Genomic DNA, 16,173 nt, shown 5'->3' with positions numbered 1-16,173 from the left:
CGTTATTATACAAGACTTCTCGATAAGAGTCAGGTATTTCGCGCTATTCTATTATATTTTGTGTGACTAAAGAAAGGGTTAGATTGAAGCAATTGATATTTGTTGGTTTAGTCTTTGTTAAGCCTAAGAAAATAGTGTGCTTGGGGTTAATCTCTTCTAAGTTTGTCTGAGATGGCGATAGGGGTTGGGTAATTGAGAATCACAACATAGGTTGAGAAAGCAAAGCTAAAAATGGCTGTGGCCTGAATAACATGGGAGGCCTCTTGTCCAAGTAAGCCAATGTTGGCGGCTAAATAAGCAATTAATAACGAAAACTCACTCACTTGTCCAAGACGAAAGCCGGCTTCCCAGGCGGTGCTTGAGTCTTCTTTCATGCCTTTTAGAAGATAGCGGAAGATAACGGGTTTAATAAGCATAGCGCCAATGGCTAAAACCAAAGCCGGTACGATAACGGCGCCTAGTAAGTCTAAATTGAAGCTGGCACCAATGGAGAAGAAGAAAAGTATTAAAAAGAAATCCCGTAGGGGTTTTAGATGGGTTGCTATGTATTGTGAAATAGGACTTGTGGCTAAGCTCACGCCGGCAATGAATGCCCCCATCTCAGCAGACAGTCCTGCCGTCTCGGCGAGTACTGCCATGGATAAACACCAGCCGATGGACACGAGAAAAATGTATTCGTGAAAGCGATCAAAGCGAGTAATCAATTTTAATAACACGTATTTAACGAATAAAAAAGACGCGCAGATTAAAATGGGCAAACCAATGAGAGGTTTCAAGTAGTTCATCACGCCAGCGCTGTCATTGCCAGACATGCTATATAAGACAAGTAATACCGCAATAGCAATTAAGTCCTGAAGCAGTAATAAGCCGACAACGAGTTCACCTGTGTGTTTGTGGTGTAATACGGTCGTAGGCAACAGCTTGATGCAGACTATGGTGCTAGAGAACATCATAGCCACACCAATAATAAGACTTTCGGTCTGGCTGTAGCCGCACAGGAAGGAAACCAGATAACCAAGCGCTGCGAATATGGCGGAGCTTAAAAGTGCCACCCAGGACGCTTTCTTTAGCATATTAAGAAGGTGGCTAGGTTGCATATCCAGCCCTAGCAAGAAAAGCAGAAAAATGATGCCAATATGGCTCATTTCATCCATTAGTTTGGGTTCATTAATTAAAGATAGGGCGGAAGGTCCCAGTAGAATGCCGAGGGCTATGTAGGCAATGATCATGGGTTGACGGGTGTACAGTGCGGCTGTCGCAACGACTGCTGCTCCTGAAAAAATCAGAAAAAAGGAGTGAACAATCGAAACGTCAGCCATTTATGTATGCTCTCTTACCAGTTGCCGGTGCCTGCTTTTTTTCGTCTTAACAAGGGGAGAAGGGTGCCAAGTAATAACCCTCCGAACAGTGTGGCGGCTCCTATCATGAACCACTTTTGTTGGTGACTATTTTGTAATTGCTGACTGGCTTGCTCGGCAATGCTAGCTTGTTGCTTTAGGCTTTCTATCTGATACGTAACTGTGTCGTTTTGCGATACGATGATTTCTGCTTTTTCTGCAATAGATTGAACATCTTCTAATTGTGCTTTTAGCGCTTGGTTTTCTTGTTGCAGTTCGGTTTGAGTGTTGAGTAATGCCTGAGCTTCTGCTTGGCTCTCTTTCAACTCATTGTTGATGTTGTTACGACGCTGAATGGCGGTGGTGAGGCGTCTTTGCAATTCCTCTAGTTGATCACGGGTGACCATATCGTCGGATAGATAATAATCGGCTACCCAGCCTTCTGCTCCAGTTGGTGTGCGTACTTTACTGTAGCCATTGGATTGCTCCAACACCTCCAATGGCGTGCCGCTTTTAATGCCTCGCTCGACAGCTCTGGTGCTATTGTCTTGTCCTTCTCGAATAGCTACAAACTGAATGTCGGAAACATATACTGTTACTGCAGAAGCAGAAGCGGATAGAACACTGCCTACCAATAGGCTGATTAGGTGCATCTTTGTCACGTGTTATTCCTTTCACAATGAATCGATCTTTTACAACGATAATCATGACTTAGGCAAGACGCAATAGAAAAAGGCCATCGAAATGGCCTTTTATGTGACAAATAGTTAATGAGTGGCTTAGCGGCGTAAAAATATCGGTCTAGGATCTGCCACATCACCTTGGTAGGCGACTGAAAAAGGCTTGTGCAGTAACAAGGCTTTTTCCAAATCCACTTCTTCGGCAAATTGAAAGCTGTTAAAGCCGACACGCAATAGATAGCCTAATTGATCCGGAATGAAACCGCCCAGAGCACGTACTTCGCCTTGATAATTAAAGCGTTCTCTTAACAGTCGTGCATAGCTGAATCCGCGACCATCAGCAAAAGCAGGGAAGTGGATCCCAATGACATCAAACTGGTTCAGGTCAATGCCTTCTAAGATATCAGTACCATCACCAGCTTCCAGCCAGATGCCCGCTACTTTGCCGATTGAGTCTTTCTCTGCTAGCCACTGTTGAGCCGCCACTATGCTGTTTTCGTTAGCGGTGGTTTCTGCGTCTTGTTGCCATTCGTACTGATTGTCGACAATGGCGCCATCTTTAATTAGTTTTGGCATAAGCAGCCTCCTTAAATGCAGCAATACCGATACGGCGGAAAGTGTCAATAAAACGCTCCTCTGCAGAGCGGTTATCGACATAGACTTGCATCAGTTTTTGAATGACGCTGCTGATTTCTTCTTGTGCAAAAGAAGGGCCTAAGATTTTACCAATGCTGGCATCGTGACCAGAGGCACCGCCAATAGAGACTTGATAAAACTCTTCGCCTTTCTTATCAACGCCTAGAATACCGATGTTACCTACATGGTGGTGTCCACAAGCATTCATGCAGCCTGAAATGTTTAGATCGATATTGCCTAGGTCATACAGGTAATCTAGATCGCTGAATGTGTCTTGAATTTGTGCCGCGATAGGAATGGACTTGGCATTGGCCAAAGCGCAAAAATCACCGCCTGGGCAGCAAATCATATCAGTGAGTAAGCCAAGTGTTGGTGTTGCAAAGCCTGCTTCTTTTGCGGCTTCCCAAAGTTCAATTAATTGGTCTTGACGAACATCCGCTAGGACCAAGTTTTGTTCATGGCTGACGCGCAATTCGCCGAAACTGAAACGATCAGCAAGGTCGGCGGCTTTTTCCATTTGCTCTGATGTTGCGTCGCCTGGCGCTTGTCCTGCTTTTTTCAGTGTGAGGGTCACGATGCGGTAACCGGCTTGTTTGTGATCAAACGTATTACGCTCATACCAACGTGCAAAGCCAGCACTCTCTGCAAGCTTATTGCTTAGTTCAGCGGGTTGATTGCTCAACGTCTGATAAGCCGGTTCTGTAAAGAAAGTCGCTAAACGTTCAAACTCACTCATTGGTACCGTGCTTTCTTTGCCTCGGAGGTGCGCCCATTCCGCATCAACGCGACGGCGGAACTCTTCAATGCCTAGTGCCTTTACTAAGATCTTGATACGGGCTTTGTATTTGTTGTCGCGGCGACCTTGCTGATTGTAGACACGGATAATGGCGTCAAGGTAAGTCAATAAATCTTCACGAGGAACAAATTCACTGATGGTAACGCCAACCATTGGAGTACGACCTAAGCCACCACCAACAATGACTTTGAAGCCAATTTCGCCTGCGTCATTCTTTTTAATGTGCAAACCAATGTCGTGTACTTGAGTGGCTGCACGGTCAGCGGACTCAGTGGCATTGACGGCAATTTTAAATTTACGCGGTAAGAACGCAAATTCAGGATGGAAAGTAGACCACTGACGAATCAGTTCGCAATATGGGCGAGGATCAACCACTTCGTCTGAGATGACACCAGCATACTGATCTGTGGTGGTGTTACGGATACAGTTACCACTGGTTTGTACCGCGTGCATTTGTACTTCAGCCAACTCAGCTAGAATGTCTGGAACATCTTCTAGTTTCGGCCAGTTTAACTGTAGGTTCTGGCGGGTACTGAAGTGACCGTAAGCTCGGTCATAACGACGACTGATGTCAGCCAGTTTACGAAGCTGAACACTAGACAGCATACCGTATGGGATGGCAATACGTAGCATAGGCGCATAGCGCTGTACATATAAACCATTTTGTAAGCGCAATGGCAGGAATTCCTGCTCGCTTAGTTCTTTGTTTAGATAGCGACGAGTTTGGTCGCGAAACTGGGCAACACGCTCTTCAACAAGCTGTTGGTCAATGGCGTCGTATTGATACATATTGAATTGAACCGTGATTAATAAAATTAAGTAAGCGAATACTAGCAAAAACTCTTTATTCTAAAAATGAATATTTATCTATATCTTTAGGGGTTTTCCTAATAAGGCTTATTCGCATATTTTTGTTGGGAAAGGCTCTTAAATGCTGTTGATAAGCACTCTCAGTAAAAAGAGGAAAAATACCTTAGTTTTTTACTGGGTCTTTGGTTTTATCCTTTAACTGAGTTAATATAAGCCTTATTAATCGTCACCTAGATTTAAGGTTGTATATGAACATTACTATTACCGATGCCGCTCAAGAATACCTTGCTTCTTTATTAGAAAAACAGGGTGTTGAAGGTATGGCTGTGCGTATTTTTATCCAACAACCGGGTACACCATACGCAGAAACTTGTTTAGCTTATTGTCGCCCTGATGAAGTGAATGAAACGGATGAAATTCTGAATCTGCCAAAATTAAAAGTTTATATTGAGAAAAATTCAGTTAACTTTTTAGATGAGGCTTTCGTGGATTATGCCACTGAAAAAATGGGCGGCCAGCTTACGATTAAAGCGCCTAATGCAAAAATGCCGAAAGTAACAGAAGACAGTCCGATTGAAGATCAGATCAATTATGTTTTGTATTCTGAAATCAATCCTGGCTTGGCGGCTCATGGCGGTGAAGTTAGTTTGATTGAAGTGATTGATGGTGAAGTGGCTGTGTTGAAATTTGGTGGTGGCTGCCAAGGGTGTAGTGCCGTTGATCTGACCTTAAAAGAAGGTGTCGAAAAAACCTTAATTGAAAAGGTTGCAGGTTTGACTGCAGTAAAAGACTCTACCGATCATACCGTGACAGACAACGCCTTTATGTAATTTGTTTTACTTTTATTTAAACAATAATAAAAGCGAAACAGAATTCAGGATAATAAAAACGCGAACCTAGGTTCGCGTTTTTTGTTTTAAGTCACTAACGCCAAAAGAATTAGCTTCGTTGGCGTTTCGGTAATGTGCTGCGAAGTTCGTCTGCCATGTGAGTTAAGGCTTTTTCTGTGGCTTCCCAGTCAATACAAGCATCGGTAATTGAAACGCCATATTCCAGATCGCTAAGATTGGCAGGGACTTTTTGATTGCCCCAGCCGATATTACTCTCGATCATTAAGCCCATAATGGATTGATTGCCCGCCAGAATTTGCTGGGTTGAGTCTTCCATTACGGTTATTTGGCGTTCTGGTTGTTTGTTCGAGTTTTCGTGTGAACAATCCACCATGATGTTGTGTTTTAGGTTGGCTTTCGTTAACGCGGCTTCGCTCAACGCAACGTTGGCGGTATCATAGTTTGGTTTGCCATTTCCACCTCGCAGTACTAAGTGTCCGTATGCATTGCCTTTTGTGTTAACGATGCTGACTTTGCCGTTTTCATTGATACCAAGGAATGAATGACCATGAGAAACGGATTGCATGGCATTTACGGCGACGGTCATGCTGCCATCGGTACCATTTTTAAAGCCAACTGGGCCAGATAAACCGGAGGCCATTTCACGGTGAGTTTGTGATTCAGTTGTACGTGCGCCAATGGCGGACCAACTAATAAGGTCTTGAATGTACTGAGGTGAAATGGGGTCAAGTGCTTCCGTCGCGAGTGGTAGACCCAGTTCCGCTAGATCAATCAGTAATTTACGACCAATGCGGATGCCTTTGTCGATGTCAAACGTGCCGTCTAGATTTGGATCGTTGATTAAGCCTTTCCAGCCTACCGTCGTACGAGGTTTTTCAAAATAAGCGCGCATGATGATGTATAGCGTGTCGTCTAATTTTTCTGACAGCAATTTCAAGCGCTTCGCATAGTCCAAAGCGGCTTCTGGGTCATGGATGGAGCATGGGCCAATCACGATCGCTAGGCGATGATCTTTGCCGTCCATGATGTTTTTGATCGTGTCACGAGATTCGGCAACGTGATTGCTGACAATGTCGCTGACTGGGAGTGCTTGTTTCAGTTCACTTGGGGTTACCAAGGAGTCAAAAGAAGCGATGTTTAGGTCTTCAAGACGCTTGTTACTCATTGCGGGGGATTCCTGCTTGCTGCTTTTTTAGTTATGGCGGTCAACCATATCCTTTTTTTTAAATCGAATGAACCTTTGAGGGCGATTTTTCTCTATTTATAGGCCTTTTAGAAGAAAAGGTATTTTACGCCAAATGAAAGTAGGGCGGTCGCTAAAATAGGCTGTAATATTTTGTTGGGAACACGGGTTGCAATGCGTGTCCCTAAATAGATGCTAGGAATTGAGCCAATCAATAAAGCGACTAATAACGCGTAGTCTACATTGCCTAAAAAAATGTGCCCTGTGCCAGCGATAAGTGTTAGCGGGACAGCATGAGCGAGATCGGTGCCAACAATGTTTTTGGCGCGCATTAGTGGGAATAAGAGCATCATAATGGCGGTGCCTAACGCGCCAGCGCCGACCGACGTCAGTGTCACTAATATGCCCAGAATGAAGCCACAAACCATAATAATTTTTCGGCTTTTGTGTTCAGTGAAATTGAGCTTGAGTGACTGAATAAGTTTGTTTCGAAATAGCACAACAATGGCCGTCAGTGTGAGCATTAAGCCTAAACTTGTGGTGAGAATTTCTTGATAGTGATCCGGTTTGTCAAATTGCGATAACAGCCAAATGGTTAAAATTGAAGCGGGGACGCTGCCTGATGCCATGGCAAATACGATGCTCCAATTTACATTGCCACGTTTGGCGTGCATCACAACACCAGTGCTTTTTGCAATGCCGGCATACATCAGATCGGTCCCAACCGCGATGTGTGGCGGAAAGCCAAAAAGCAGCAGCAATGGCGTCATCAATGAACCGCCACCAACCCCAGTGATGCCGACGGCTAAGCCAACGGCTGCACCAGCAAAAATATACCAAATAAAATCCATCGAATTGCCGTAAATAAATGATTTGAGCTGGCAACCTTAGAGCTTTTTTACTATTCTATAAAGTAATATTTTCTTATGTTTTTAACTCTTTTTAGAATAAGGTAGTCGATGAAGTTACAGCAGCTTAGATATATATGGGAAGTAGCGCGTCATGACTTAAATGTGTCGGCTACTGCGCAAAGCCTTTATACCTCTCAACCCGGTGTGAGTAAGCAAATTCGTTTATTGGAAGATGAGTTGGGTGTTGAGGTGTTTGCAAGAAGTGGCAAGCACTTAACACACATCACGCCAGCCGGTGAAAAAATTATTGCTTTGGCGGGTGAAGTGCTTAATCAGACACAGAATATCAAACGTGTCGCGAGTGAATTTAGTGACGAGCGCAAAGGCTCATTAGACATAGCAACGACACATACTCAGGCAAGATACGCATTGCCAAAGGTTATTAATCAATTTATCGAAGGTTACCCGGAAGTCAGCCTGCACATGCATCAGGGGACACCCATGCAAATCGCAGAAATGGCCAATGATGGTGTGGTGGACTTTGCGATTGCAACAGAAGCATTGGAGTTGTTCGGTAATTTGGTGATGCTGCCTTGTTACACTTGGAATCGTTCTGTCGTTGTGCCAAAAAATCACCCTTTGGCTGGTATTGGTGAATTGACTCTAGAAGCGCTCGCGGCCTACCCCATTGTGACTTATGTATTTGGTTTTACGGGGCGATCTCAGTTAGATGAAGCTTTCCAGCGGGCTGAGTTAGAGCCAAATGTCGTTTTTACTGCGGCGGATTCAGATGTCATTAAAACTTATGTGCGTCTCGGTTTAGGTGTCGGTATTGTCGCGTCCATGGCTTATGATGAGTCATTGGATTCAGATTTGGTAGCGCTTGATGCATCGCACTTATTTGCGGATAGCTGTACTAAAATCGGAATACGAAGCAATACCTTTATTCGTGGCTATATGTACAAATTTATCGAGTCTTTCGCACCGCATTTGACCAAAGACTTAGTTGTGGCGGCTATGGAAGCGCCTAATCGCCAAGAAGTTGAGCAATTATTTGAAGGCATTGTACTGCCTCGTCATTAACGAATCTTGCATAAAAAAAGCGCCTTCATGAAAATGAACGGCGCTTTTTTTATGGCTGTTGCTGAATTATGCGGGGTACTTTTAGGTAAGCTTAAGTGCCATGATGGCAATTCGCTCACCTTGAGCCTCACACAGTTTCTTTTCCTCTGCAGTCAGGGTGTTTTCCTGTGTGCTGCTGGCTAAGTGGCTTGCGCCATAGGGAGTGCCACCGCTGGTAGTACTGATCAATTCTTTATTTTTGTAAGGAAGCCCAAGCCAAATCATGCCGTGATGAATAAGTGGCGTCATCATGCTGTGTAGGCATTGTTCTTGCCCACCATGCATTGTGCTGGCGCTGGTAAAACCGCAAGCGGGTTTGTCGATCAGTTGTCCTGTCATCCACAAAGTCGAAGTTTGATCGATAAAGTGCTTGAGAGGGGCGGCCATGCTACCAAAGTAAGACGGTGAACCCATTGCTAGACCCGCGCACCCACTCAGTTCTTCTAAGGTGCAGTAAGGTGCGCCTTCATCTGGAAGAGCGGGCTCGGTTGATTCCGTATTACTCGAGACATTTGGTACTTGGCGTATTTTAGCTTCCACCCCAGTGACTTTATTGACGCCACGAGCAATGTGCTTAGCCATCTCGGCAATGGAGCCATGTCGGCTATAGAAGAGTATTAAGATATAAGGCGATGAAGTCATCAAAATAAATCCAATACATTTTCTGGTGGTCTGCCCAGCTTAGCCTTGTTGCTGTGAACAACAATAGGACGTTCAATTAGACTTGGATTATTAAGCATGGCTTTAATGCGCTCTTCGTCTGAGCTGTCTTTGTTCAAGCCAAGTTCTTTGTAGATCGCTTCTTTAGTACGCATAAGCTCAATGGGTTGAATGTCTAGTTGCGCAATAAGCTGTTCAAGTTCACTCTTGTTGAGTGGCTCTTTTTGATAGAGGCGAATGTCAGGTTGAATGCCGTTTTCTTCCAACAGCGCCAAAGTTTGTCGTGATTTAGAGCAGCGTGGGTTGTGGTAAATTGTCGTCATAGTTGAGTCGCTTAATCTGCTTTAAAGAAAAAACGCCACTCAAAAGAATGGCGTTTGGTTTGTTATTTCTTCGTGGACAGTATGAAGTCACATGCCTGATCAATGGCGATGTCTTGGTTTTCGCCATGAATACGATTCTTGTATTCAAAGGTATTGTTCGCCAAACCTTTGTCACCAATCACAAAACGATGTGGGATGCCAAGCAGTTCACAGTCCGCAAATTTAACACCTGGGCGTTCTTTGCGATCGTCCAGTAGCACGTCCAGCCCTTTTGCCGTCAACTCTTGATAGAGTGTTTCGCAAGCTTCACGAACGGCTTCAGATTTGTCGTAATTCATTGCCACTATGGCCACGTCAAACGGTGCGATGCTTTCTGGCCACAAAATGCCTTTATCATCGAAGTTTTGCTCGATTGCTGCGGCAACAATGCGAGAAACGCCGATGCCGTAACAGCCCATGTGCATGATTTTTGCTTTGCCGTTTTCATCAAGAACGCTGGCGTTCAAGGCTTGAGCGTATTGTTGGCCAAGTTGGAAAATATGGCCAACTTCGATGCCGCGCTTGATCACGATAGTACCTTGACCGTCCGGAGAAGGATCGCCTTCTACTACGTTACGCAAATCGGCCACTTCAAACTCGGGGCAGTCGCGCTCCCAGTTGATGCCGGTAAAGTGATAATCGTCTTTGTTAGCACCCGCACAGAAATCAGACATCACTGCGGCGGATCGGTCAGCGATAATGCGAATGCCTTTTTCTTTTAGGCCTTTTGGCCCGATGGAGCCTGGCGCGCAACCAATTTTATTAATGATGTCACTTTCGCTGGCAAACTCAAATGGTGAAACAACCCCATCCAGTTTTTCGACTTTTAATTCATTAATATTGTGATCACCACGCAGAACAAGTGCCACGATGGTTTCTTGTTCGTTATCGTCAATGCCCTTAATGAGCATGGTTTTGACTGTTTTTGTGACGTCTAATTTTAAAAACTCAGCCACTTTCTGAATGGTTTTACAATCAGGGGTAAGTACTTCTGCTAGTTCTTGCGTCGCTGGGTTGGCCTTTTCTTTTAGGCAAATGGCTTCTGCTAATTCCACATTGGCTGCGAAGTTTGAGCTGTCGCTAAAAGCAATGTCATCTTCACCGGAATCCGCTAGTACATGAAACTCATGAGAATAGGCGCCACCAATGCTCCCAGTGTCCGCGAGGACTGGACGATAATCCAAGCCAATGCGGTCAAATACATTGCAGTAGGCTTGGTGCATGACATCATAGGTTTCTTGCAGTGATTCTGGGCTAACGTGGAAAGAGTAAGCGTCTTTCATACTGAATTCACGTGAGCGCATGACACCAAAGCGTGGGCGAACTTCGTCTCGAAATTTGGTTTGAATTTGGAAGAAGCTAATGGGGAGTTGCTTGTAACTGGTTAGTTCATTACGCGCTAATTCTGTAATGACCTCTTCATGAGTAGGGCCAACACAATAGTCGCGATCATGGCGGTCTTTAAGGCGCAGTAATTCTGGGCCGTATTTTTGCCAGCGGCCGGATTCTTGCCATAGTTCTGCTGGTTGTACCCCCGGCATGATGACTTCAAGTGCACCGGCTTTTTGCATTTCGTCACGGACAATGCTTTCGACTTTGCGAAATACTTTTACGCCAGTGGGAAGCCAAGTATAAAGACCTTTAGATATCTGGCGAATCATGCCAGCTCGCACCATAAGTTGATGGCTTGTTACAACCGCATCGGTTGGGGCGTCACGTAATGTGGAAAATAAATAATTGCTAGCGCGCATAGTAATATAAGTTCTTTAGATTAATTTGAGTAACGGTTAGCCTGCAAAGCGAGGCTCAACCTGTCCTGTTACGGACGTTTCTAGTGCAAAGATACCGCCAGCCTGCGGGAAAATTTGCAATTCTTCTGCTGTTTGTGCAGCGCGACAAGTGCTGACATACAAGGTGCTCATGTTTGGTCCACCAAAGGCCACCATGGTGGGATACGTCGCTGGTACTGGGTGTTCTTCCAAGATTTCACCTGCTGGACTTATTTTAACAACTCTTTGGCCTTGATATAAGGCCGACCAATAGTTTCCGTCGGTATCAACGGCGGCGCCATCTGGTCGTCCGTTGCCATGTGGAAAACGGATGAATTCACGTTTATTGGTTGCTTCGCCTGTCTCAATGTCGTAATCAAACTGATACACCACGTGATTTGGTGTGTCGGAGTAGTACATGATGCTTTGATCTGGAGAAAAAGCTAAACCGTTTGATGTCCAAGCCGCTTGATCCAGCACTTTTTGTTGGCCACGACGAAATTGGTAAAGCGCACCTTTAAAAGCGTCTTTCGGAGAATACATGGTGCCGGCTAGAAAGCGTCCTTTTGCGTCACAGCGGCCATCATTGAAACGAGTGGTTTGCTGGTCGTAATCGGCTTTCCAATATGACTTTAGTTCGGCATCGAATTGGTCGAATGTGTAGACCCCGGAGCGGAAAGCGGCAATGAATCCACCGTTTTCGGCTAATGAAAAGCAGCCAATTTCTTCATCAAATTTACGATTGCTTAGGGTTTTCGATTGTGTGTCGTAGGCGTATAGTACAAAAGAGTCTATATCGACAAAATACAAGGTTTGTGTACGTTCATCCCAACGTGGGCATTCTGCTAATTTTGCTTGTGCGTCCACAGCACATTGCATATCCGTCATGGAAGCTCCGAGTCACTGAGTGTTTTTGAAATAGGGTGCTATAGTGCTTATGAATGAGATTTTTGTAAATAGGAATGTGTGAAGATGTTTCAGTTAGATCCTGTGTTGCGCCGTGATTCCATTATGGTGGGAAACTTGCCTTTGTGTGAATTGCGTCTAATAAATGATGCTCAATTTCCTTGGTTCATTTTGGTGCCTAGGCGTAACAATATTACTGAAATTTATCAGTTGGTTGATGAGGATAAGCAACAATTGATGGCAGAAAGTTGCCTGCTGGCGGAAACTCTGCACGATGCTTTTACCGCAACTAAGCTAAATGTTGCCGCTTTGGGGAATCAGGTGCCACAATTACATATTCACCATATTGTTCGTTACGATACGGACTCTTGCTGGCCGGGGCCTATTTGGGGGAAATTTCCTGCGGTTCCATATTCTAAAGAAAAGTTGGCTGAGATTTTGCAAAAGGTTCAAGTATTGTTAAGTGATGATTTGCAATTGCCTAGTGATGAAGCCGATTTATATTATTAGGTTGTTGGTGTAATTCATTTTTTGTCTTTAATTTGACTAAGCCCATTTGGAAGCCTGTTTTATGAGCACACGCAGAAGAAAGAAGGCCATTCAGAAAGTTGTTAAACTGCTTAATCTTGCGACATCGAGCAACTTGAGTGAGTCTAACTTAGCATTGCGACATGCTGAGTCTTTAATTCGACAATATTGCATCGCACAGCGAGAATTGCCGATATTGCAGCTGTGTGATCGATCTATGCTTTATAAAGTGAGTTGGGGTAATAGTGCGCCGAGGTTTGTAAAGGAACCTTCTCCGAAAAATGAGCAATCTGATTCTGTATACCAACGTCGTTTTAGTGAAAAAACAACGGTGGATCCAAATCGTGCTTATGAGTCAGTTAGAACGATTTTAGACGACATGCAAGACGGTATGAGCGGTGATGCTCATTCTGATCATCCTTTCAATTCAAAAGAAAGTGATCAAGATGCTTTCGGGGCGGATTTTTCGACCGAGACACTTGATCCGGTTTCGGATGTCGATGCTTATATTTTAGATGATCAGGATATGGATGATATGGCTGCTGAAAGCTTTGTTGATGATGTTGAAAATTCCAGCAAGCAAGACGAAGTAGAGGGCATGTCCTCAGCGAATGCATTTAACGATAACGTCATTGATGCAGCGCAGGCATTCCGTCCGGCTCATGCTAATTTTGGCGAAGCGCTTAAAACCCAATATTCGACTAGCGATCCCAGTGTGCCGTTTTCAAAAGATGAGTACTGGTCTGGTGTATACGAAAAATTGGCGGATTTTGATGAAGCAAAAATTCAGTCTGATATTGAAGATTTAAGTACCCAGTTGACTTTGGCTCAAGAAAATCTCCAGTTAAAGAAAACTAAGCGTCACGAGCATGAGCAGGAAGAAGTGCTTGAGCGTGCCGAAAGAGCTCGAATAGAGCAAAGTTTTGAGGAGGCGATTGAGCGTGCCTTTCAAGCTAGGGCGAGATCTTATGAGGCGTGGGAGGCGAGTTGTAATAATATTCGCATGGATCGACTAAGAGATGAGCAAGAAGCGATTCAGGGTTATGAATCAGTGAGTAAGGCGCTTGAGCAAAACAAAGATGCCTTTCAGCAGCATTTGCAGAGAAAAGAAGATTATCGTGCGGCCAAGATTATGCACGAGTTGCGTCGGCAGTTAATGTTATCTGTTTCAACTGGAAGTGAAGCGAGTGCTTCTTATGATCGAGTGATTGATATCATGGAAGAAAACGGCTTATCCCTAAAGGATCTTGAGTTTTCTGATATTAAAAATAAGAGTTTATTCATTCGTCTGCTAGAGCGTGAGTCAGCGCTTATTTCTGATGTCCAGGAGCGTGAAGGTTACACAGAAGAGATGTTGGATAAGTTTTTAACGTCAAATTACAGCAAAAAAGAATCGAAAAGATCCGAGAACCCTGTTCAGCAAATTCAAAGGTTATTGGTGGCAGCAAGTGAAGGTGGGCAGTTTGAGGCTCAGAAGAGCTTGGAACAAGTGCTTTATTTGATGGAATCAAATGACATTGGGGTTCGTGATATTGGCTATCAATATATCAAAAAGTATTCTGTGTTCATTCGTTTGATTAACTGGGAAGCCGAGCAGATAGTGTCGTTGCCTGAGCGTGAAAAATTTACTGCAAAAATCTTAGAAGAGTACATTCAGCACTCTGTGCAAAAGCCCAGTTCAACGAAAGAACATAAAATCAATTAGTTATCTTTTCTGGATATACCCCTTATTCATGTCAATAATAAGGGGTATATCTTTTCAAAACCTTTCATAAAGCTTTCTTTGCGGCCCCGCATCTTTTACCATTTCGATCTTTGATTCATTCATAATACTCGGCAGGAGAGAAGCATGAGCATTATTAAAGAAGATGATTTGATTGATAGCGTAGCTGACGCGCTGCAATTTATCTCTTATTACCATCCACTCGATTTCGTTAATGCGGTTCATGAAGCTTACGAGCGCGAAGAGAGTCAGGCGGCGAAAGACGCCATGGCACAGATTCTAATTAACTCTCGTATGTGTGCGGAAGGTAAGCGTCCTATTTGTCAGGATACCGGCATCGTTACCGTGTTTGTTAAAGTCGGCATGAACGTGCAGTGGGAAAGCACGAAAAGTGTCGCTGACATGATTAACGAAGGTGTGCGTCGTGCTTATCTTCATCCTGATAATGTTTTGCGTGCGTCAATTCTAGATGATCCTGCTGGTGCTCGCAAAAACACCAAAGACAATACGCCAGCCGTAATTCATATGGAGATTGTGCCAGGTGACACAGTAGAAGTGCATGTGGCAGCGAAAGGTGGCGGTTCTGAAAATAAATCTAAACTTGCTATGCTAAATCCATCGGACGACATTGTAGAATGGGTTAAAAAAACAGTACCAACAATGGGCGCGGGCTGGTGTCCACCTGGTATGTTGGGCATAGGTATTGGCGGGACAGCAGAGAAAGCCATGGTGATGGCAAAAGAATCTCTAATGGAGCCGATCGATATTCATGAGCTAAAAGCACGCGGCCCGCAAAACCGTGTAGAAGAATTGCGCTTAGCCATCTTTGAAGAAGTCAATAATTTAGGTATCGGTGCGCAAGGTCTGGGCGGTTTAACGACGGTATTAGACGTTAAAATCATGGATTACCCAACGCATGCTGCTTCTTTGCCTGTTGCTATGATTCCTAACTGTGCCGCGACTCGTCATGCGCACTTTGTGTTAGATGGTTCTGGTCCTGCGGATTTGGTGCCACCATCTTTAGATGATTGGCCAGAAATTACATGGGAAGTGGGTGACAGTGTTCGTCGAGTGAATCTTAATGAAATCACGCCAGAGCAAGTTAAAGAGTGGCAACCTGGTGAGACTGTTTTGCTTAATGGCAAAATGTTAACAGGTCGAGATGCTGCTCATAAGAAAATGGTAGAAATGATCGCGAATGGCGAAGAGTTGCCCGTGGATCTAAAGGGTCGCTTTATCTATTACGTTGGTCCTGTGGATCCTGTAAGAGATGAAGCGGTTGGTCCTGCTGGCCCAACAACAGCAACTCGGATGGATAAATTTACTCGTACAATCTTAGATGAAACGGGTCTACTTGGCATGATAGGTAAATCTGAACGTGGCCCGATTGCAATTGAAGCGATTAAAGAGTTCGGTGCGGTTTATCTGATGGCTGTTGGCGGCGCTGCGTACTTGGTTTCTAAAGCCATCAAAAAAGCAGATGTGATTGCCTTCCCTGAATTAGGGATGGAAGCCATTTATGAATTTGACGTCGTGGATATGCCTGTCACGGTTGCCGTTGATTCTCAAGGTACGTCAGTACACATTACTGGCCCTGCAGAATGGAAGTCTAAAATCGAAGCTCAAGCGATTGAGATTAAATAAAAACGCTTTATTTAATGATCCATTTGGCTAACTCATTGAAATGCCGTTAGTTATGAAATTAACGGCATTTTTGTTGTAAAAAGTGCTTGCATCTCAAATAGAAAACCGTAATATACACGACCTCGCCACGATGTAGTGGCAACGCTCTTTAAAATAGATAATCAGATAATTTGTGTGGGCGCTCGCTGGGGCTTCAAAAAAGAAATTGAAGTCTTACGAGAGTCAAACACGTCAATTCGCTTTATTAAGTAAAATTGTGAGTGTTTCGAATTTGAGTGAGCAAGCTTTTTAACTGAAGAGTTTGATCATGGCTCA

At 44.2% G+C, this 16,173-nt stretch carries 15 protein-coding genes; 5 read left to right on the top strand and 10 right to left on the bottom strand.

Going from position 1 to position 16,173, the window contains the following annotated elements:
- Positions 1-146: 146 nt before the first annotated feature.
- The 4 genes from OA79_RS00075 to OA79_RS00060 form a co-directional block, all read right to left on the bottom strand.
- Complete coding sequence (locus OA79_RS00075; protein ID WP_063331200.1) at positions 147-1,319, bottom strand: cation:proton antiporter domain-containing protein; 1,173 nt, start codon at positions 1,317-1,319, stop codon at positions 147-149.
- Positions 1,320-1,333: 14 nt separating this feature from the next.
- The gene (locus OA79_RS00070; RefSeq protein WP_231908774.1) at positions 1,334-1,990 is read right to left on the bottom strand and encodes a TIGR04211 family SH3 domain-containing protein; all 657 of its coding nucleotides are present in this window, start codon (positions 1,988-1,990) and stop codon (positions 1,334-1,336) included.
- A 126-nt stretch (positions 1,991-2,116) separates the two neighbouring features.
- Positions 2,117-2,593 (bottom strand): DUF934 domain-containing protein, encoded by a 477-nt coding sequence (locus OA79_RS00065; protein WP_063331198.1) that lies wholly within the window; start codon positions 2,591-2,593, stop codon positions 2,117-2,119.
- A complete protein-coding gene (locus OA79_RS00060) occupies positions 2,577-4,238 on the bottom strand; it encodes a nitrite/sulfite reductase (RefSeq protein WP_063331456.1) in 1,662 nt (553 codons plus the stop codon). The genes OA79_RS00065 and OA79_RS00060 overlap by 17 nt, the downstream gene beginning before the upstream one ends.
- A 269-nt stretch (positions 4,239-4,507) precedes the next feature.
- Here OA79_RS00060 and nfuA point away from each other — a divergent pair, with 269 nt between their 5' ends.
- Positions 4,508-5,089, top strand: coding sequence for a Fe-S biogenesis protein NfuA (nfuA, locus tag OA79_RS00055; RefSeq protein ID WP_063331197.1), 582 nt, complete (start codon positions 4,508-4,510; stop codon positions 5,087-5,089).
- A gap of 109 nt (positions 5,090-5,198) precedes the next feature.
- On the opposite strand, the gene OA79_RS00050 is transcribed toward nfuA, so the two are convergent.
- On the bottom strand, positions 5,199-6,275 hold the full coding sequence (locus OA79_RS00050) for a 3-deoxy-7-phosphoheptulonate synthase (protein ID WP_063331196.1): 1,077 nt from the start codon (positions 6,273-6,275) through the stop codon (positions 5,199-5,201).
- A 107-nt stretch (positions 6,276-6,382) separates the two neighbouring features.
- Entirely contained in the window at positions 6,383-7,144 is a 762-nt protein-coding gene (locus OA79_RS00045; RefSeq protein WP_063331195.1) for a sulfite exporter TauE/SafE family protein, read from the bottom strand.
- 108 nt (positions 7,145-7,252) lie between these two features.
- Here OA79_RS00045 and cysB point away from each other — a divergent pair, with 108 nt between their 5' ends.
- Positions 7,253-8,227: an HTH-type transcriptional regulator CysB gene (cysB, locus tag OA79_RS00040; protein ID WP_063331194.1), complete on the top strand. Its 975-nt coding sequence runs from the start codon at positions 7,253-7,255 to the stop codon at positions 8,225-8,227.
- An 81-nt stretch (positions 8,228-8,308) separates the two neighbouring features.
- Here cysB and wrbA read toward each other — a convergent pair whose 3' ends face one another.
- The 4 genes from wrbA to OA79_RS00020 all read right to left on the bottom strand — a co-directional run bounded on the left by wrbA (position 8,309) and on the right by OA79_RS00020 (position 11,945).
- On the bottom strand, positions 8,309-8,908 hold the full coding sequence (wrbA, locus tag OA79_RS00035) for an NAD(P)H:quinone oxidoreductase (RefSeq protein WP_063331193.1): 600 nt from the start codon (positions 8,906-8,908) through the stop codon (positions 8,309-8,311).
- Entirely contained in the window at positions 8,908-9,249 is a 342-nt protein-coding gene (arsC, locus tag OA79_RS00030; RefSeq protein WP_063331192.1) for an arsenate reductase (glutaredoxin), read from the bottom strand. Before arsC ends, wrbA begins: the two co-directional genes overlap by 1 nt.
- Before the next feature lie 62 nt (positions 9,250-9,311).
- Positions 9,312-11,039 (bottom strand): proline--tRNA ligase, encoded by a 1,728-nt coding sequence (locus OA79_RS00025; protein ID WP_063331191.1) that lies wholly within the window; start codon positions 11,037-11,039, stop codon positions 9,312-9,314.
- A 36-nt stretch (positions 11,040-11,075) separates the two neighbouring features.
- Positions 11,076-11,945, bottom strand: coding sequence for an SMP-30/gluconolactonase/LRE family protein (locus OA79_RS00020; protein ID WP_063331190.1), 870 nt, complete (start codon positions 11,943-11,945; stop codon positions 11,076-11,078).
- Between the two features lie 84 nt (positions 11,946-12,029).
- On the opposite strand from OA79_RS00020, the gene OA79_RS00015 reads away from it, so the two are divergent.
- The 3 genes from OA79_RS00015 to OA79_RS00005 all read left to right on the top strand — a co-directional run bounded on the left by OA79_RS00015 (position 12,030) and on the right by OA79_RS00005 (position 15,858).
- On the top strand, positions 12,030-12,473 hold the full coding sequence (locus OA79_RS00015) for an HIT domain-containing protein (protein WP_063331189.1): 444 nt from the start codon (positions 12,030-12,032) through the stop codon (positions 12,471-12,473).
- Between the two features lie 61 nt (positions 12,474-12,534).
- The gene (locus tag OA79_RS00010; protein ID WP_063331188.1) at positions 12,535-14,196 is read left to right on the top strand and encodes a DUF2786 domain-containing protein; all 1,662 of its coding nucleotides are present in this window, start codon (positions 12,535-12,537) and stop codon (positions 14,194-14,196) included.
- Between the two features lie 144 nt (positions 14,197-14,340).
- Positions 14,341-15,858: a fumarate hydratase gene (locus OA79_RS00005; protein ID WP_063331187.1), complete on the top strand. Its 1,518-nt coding sequence runs from the start codon at positions 14,341-14,343 to the stop codon at positions 15,856-15,858.
- The last annotated feature ends 315 nt before the right edge of the window (positions 15,859-16,173 follow it).

This window comes from Marinomonas sp. TW1 (assembly GCF_001625355.1).
GTDB lineage: Bacteria > Pseudomonadota > Gammaproteobacteria > Pseudomonadales > Marinomonadaceae > Marinomonas.
The sequence above is the reverse complement of the archived record's forward strand: the minus strand, read 5'-3'. Positions and strand labels throughout refer to the sequence as shown.

What these genes read in the sequence shown, in the direction of transcription:
- OA79_RS00075 (WP_063331200.1), bottom strand. Translation starts at nt 1,319, where the DNA reads ATGGCTGACGTTTCGATTGTTCACTCCTTTTTTCTGATTTTTTCAGGA.
- cysB (WP_063331194.1), top strand. Translation starts at nt 7,253, where the DNA reads ATGAAGTTACAGCAGCTTAGATATATATGGGAAGTAGCGCGTCATGAC.
- nfuA (WP_063331197.1), top strand. Translation starts at nt 4,508, where the DNA reads ATGAACATTACTATTACCGATGCCGCTCAAGAATACCTTGCTTCTTTA.
- arsC (WP_063331192.1), bottom strand. Translation starts at nt 9,249, where the DNA reads ATGACGACAATTTACCACAACCCACGCTGCTCTAAATCACGACAAACT.
- OA79_RS00015 (WP_063331189.1), top strand. Translation starts at nt 12,030, where the DNA reads ATGTTTCAGTTAGATCCTGTGTTGCGCCGTGATTCCATTATGGTGGGA.
- OA79_RS00005 (WP_063331187.1), top strand. Translation starts at nt 14,341, where the DNA reads ATGAGCATTATTAAAGAAGATGATTTGATTGATAGCGTAGCTGACGCG.
- OA79_RS00050 (WP_063331196.1), bottom strand. Translation starts at nt 6,275, where the DNA reads ATGAGTAACAAGCGTCTTGAAGACCTAAACATCGCTTCTTTTGACTCC.
- OA79_RS00020 (WP_063331190.1), bottom strand. Translation starts at nt 11,945, where the DNA reads ATGACGGATATGCAATGTGCTGTGGACGCACAAGCAAAATTAGCAGAA.
- OA79_RS00060 (WP_063331456.1), bottom strand. Translation starts at nt 4,238, where the DNA reads ATGTATCAATACGACGCCATTGACCAACAGCTTGTTGAAGAGCGTGTT.
- OA79_RS00065 (WP_063331198.1), bottom strand. Translation starts at nt 2,593, where the DNA reads ATGCCAAAACTAATTAAAGATGGCGCCATTGTCGACAATCAGTACGAA.
- OA79_RS00045 (WP_063331195.1), bottom strand. Translation starts at nt 7,144, where the DNA reads ATGGATTTTATTTGGTATATTTTTGCTGGTGCAGCCGTTGGCTTAGCC.
- wrbA (WP_063331193.1), bottom strand. Translation starts at nt 8,908, where the DNA reads ATGACTTCATCGCCTTATATCTTAATACTCTTCTATAGCCGACATGGC.
- OA79_RS00070 (WP_231908774.1), bottom strand. Translation starts at nt 1,990, where the DNA reads ATGCACCTAATCAGCCTATTGGTAGGCAGTGTTCTATCCGCTTCTGCT.
- OA79_RS00010 (WP_063331188.1), top strand. Translation starts at nt 12,535, where the DNA reads ATGAGCACACGCAGAAGAAAGAAGGCCATTCAGAAAGTTGTTAAACTG.
- OA79_RS00025 (WP_063331191.1), bottom strand. Translation starts at nt 11,039, where the DNA reads ATGCGCGCTAGCAATTATTTATTTTCCACATTACGTGACGCCCCAACC.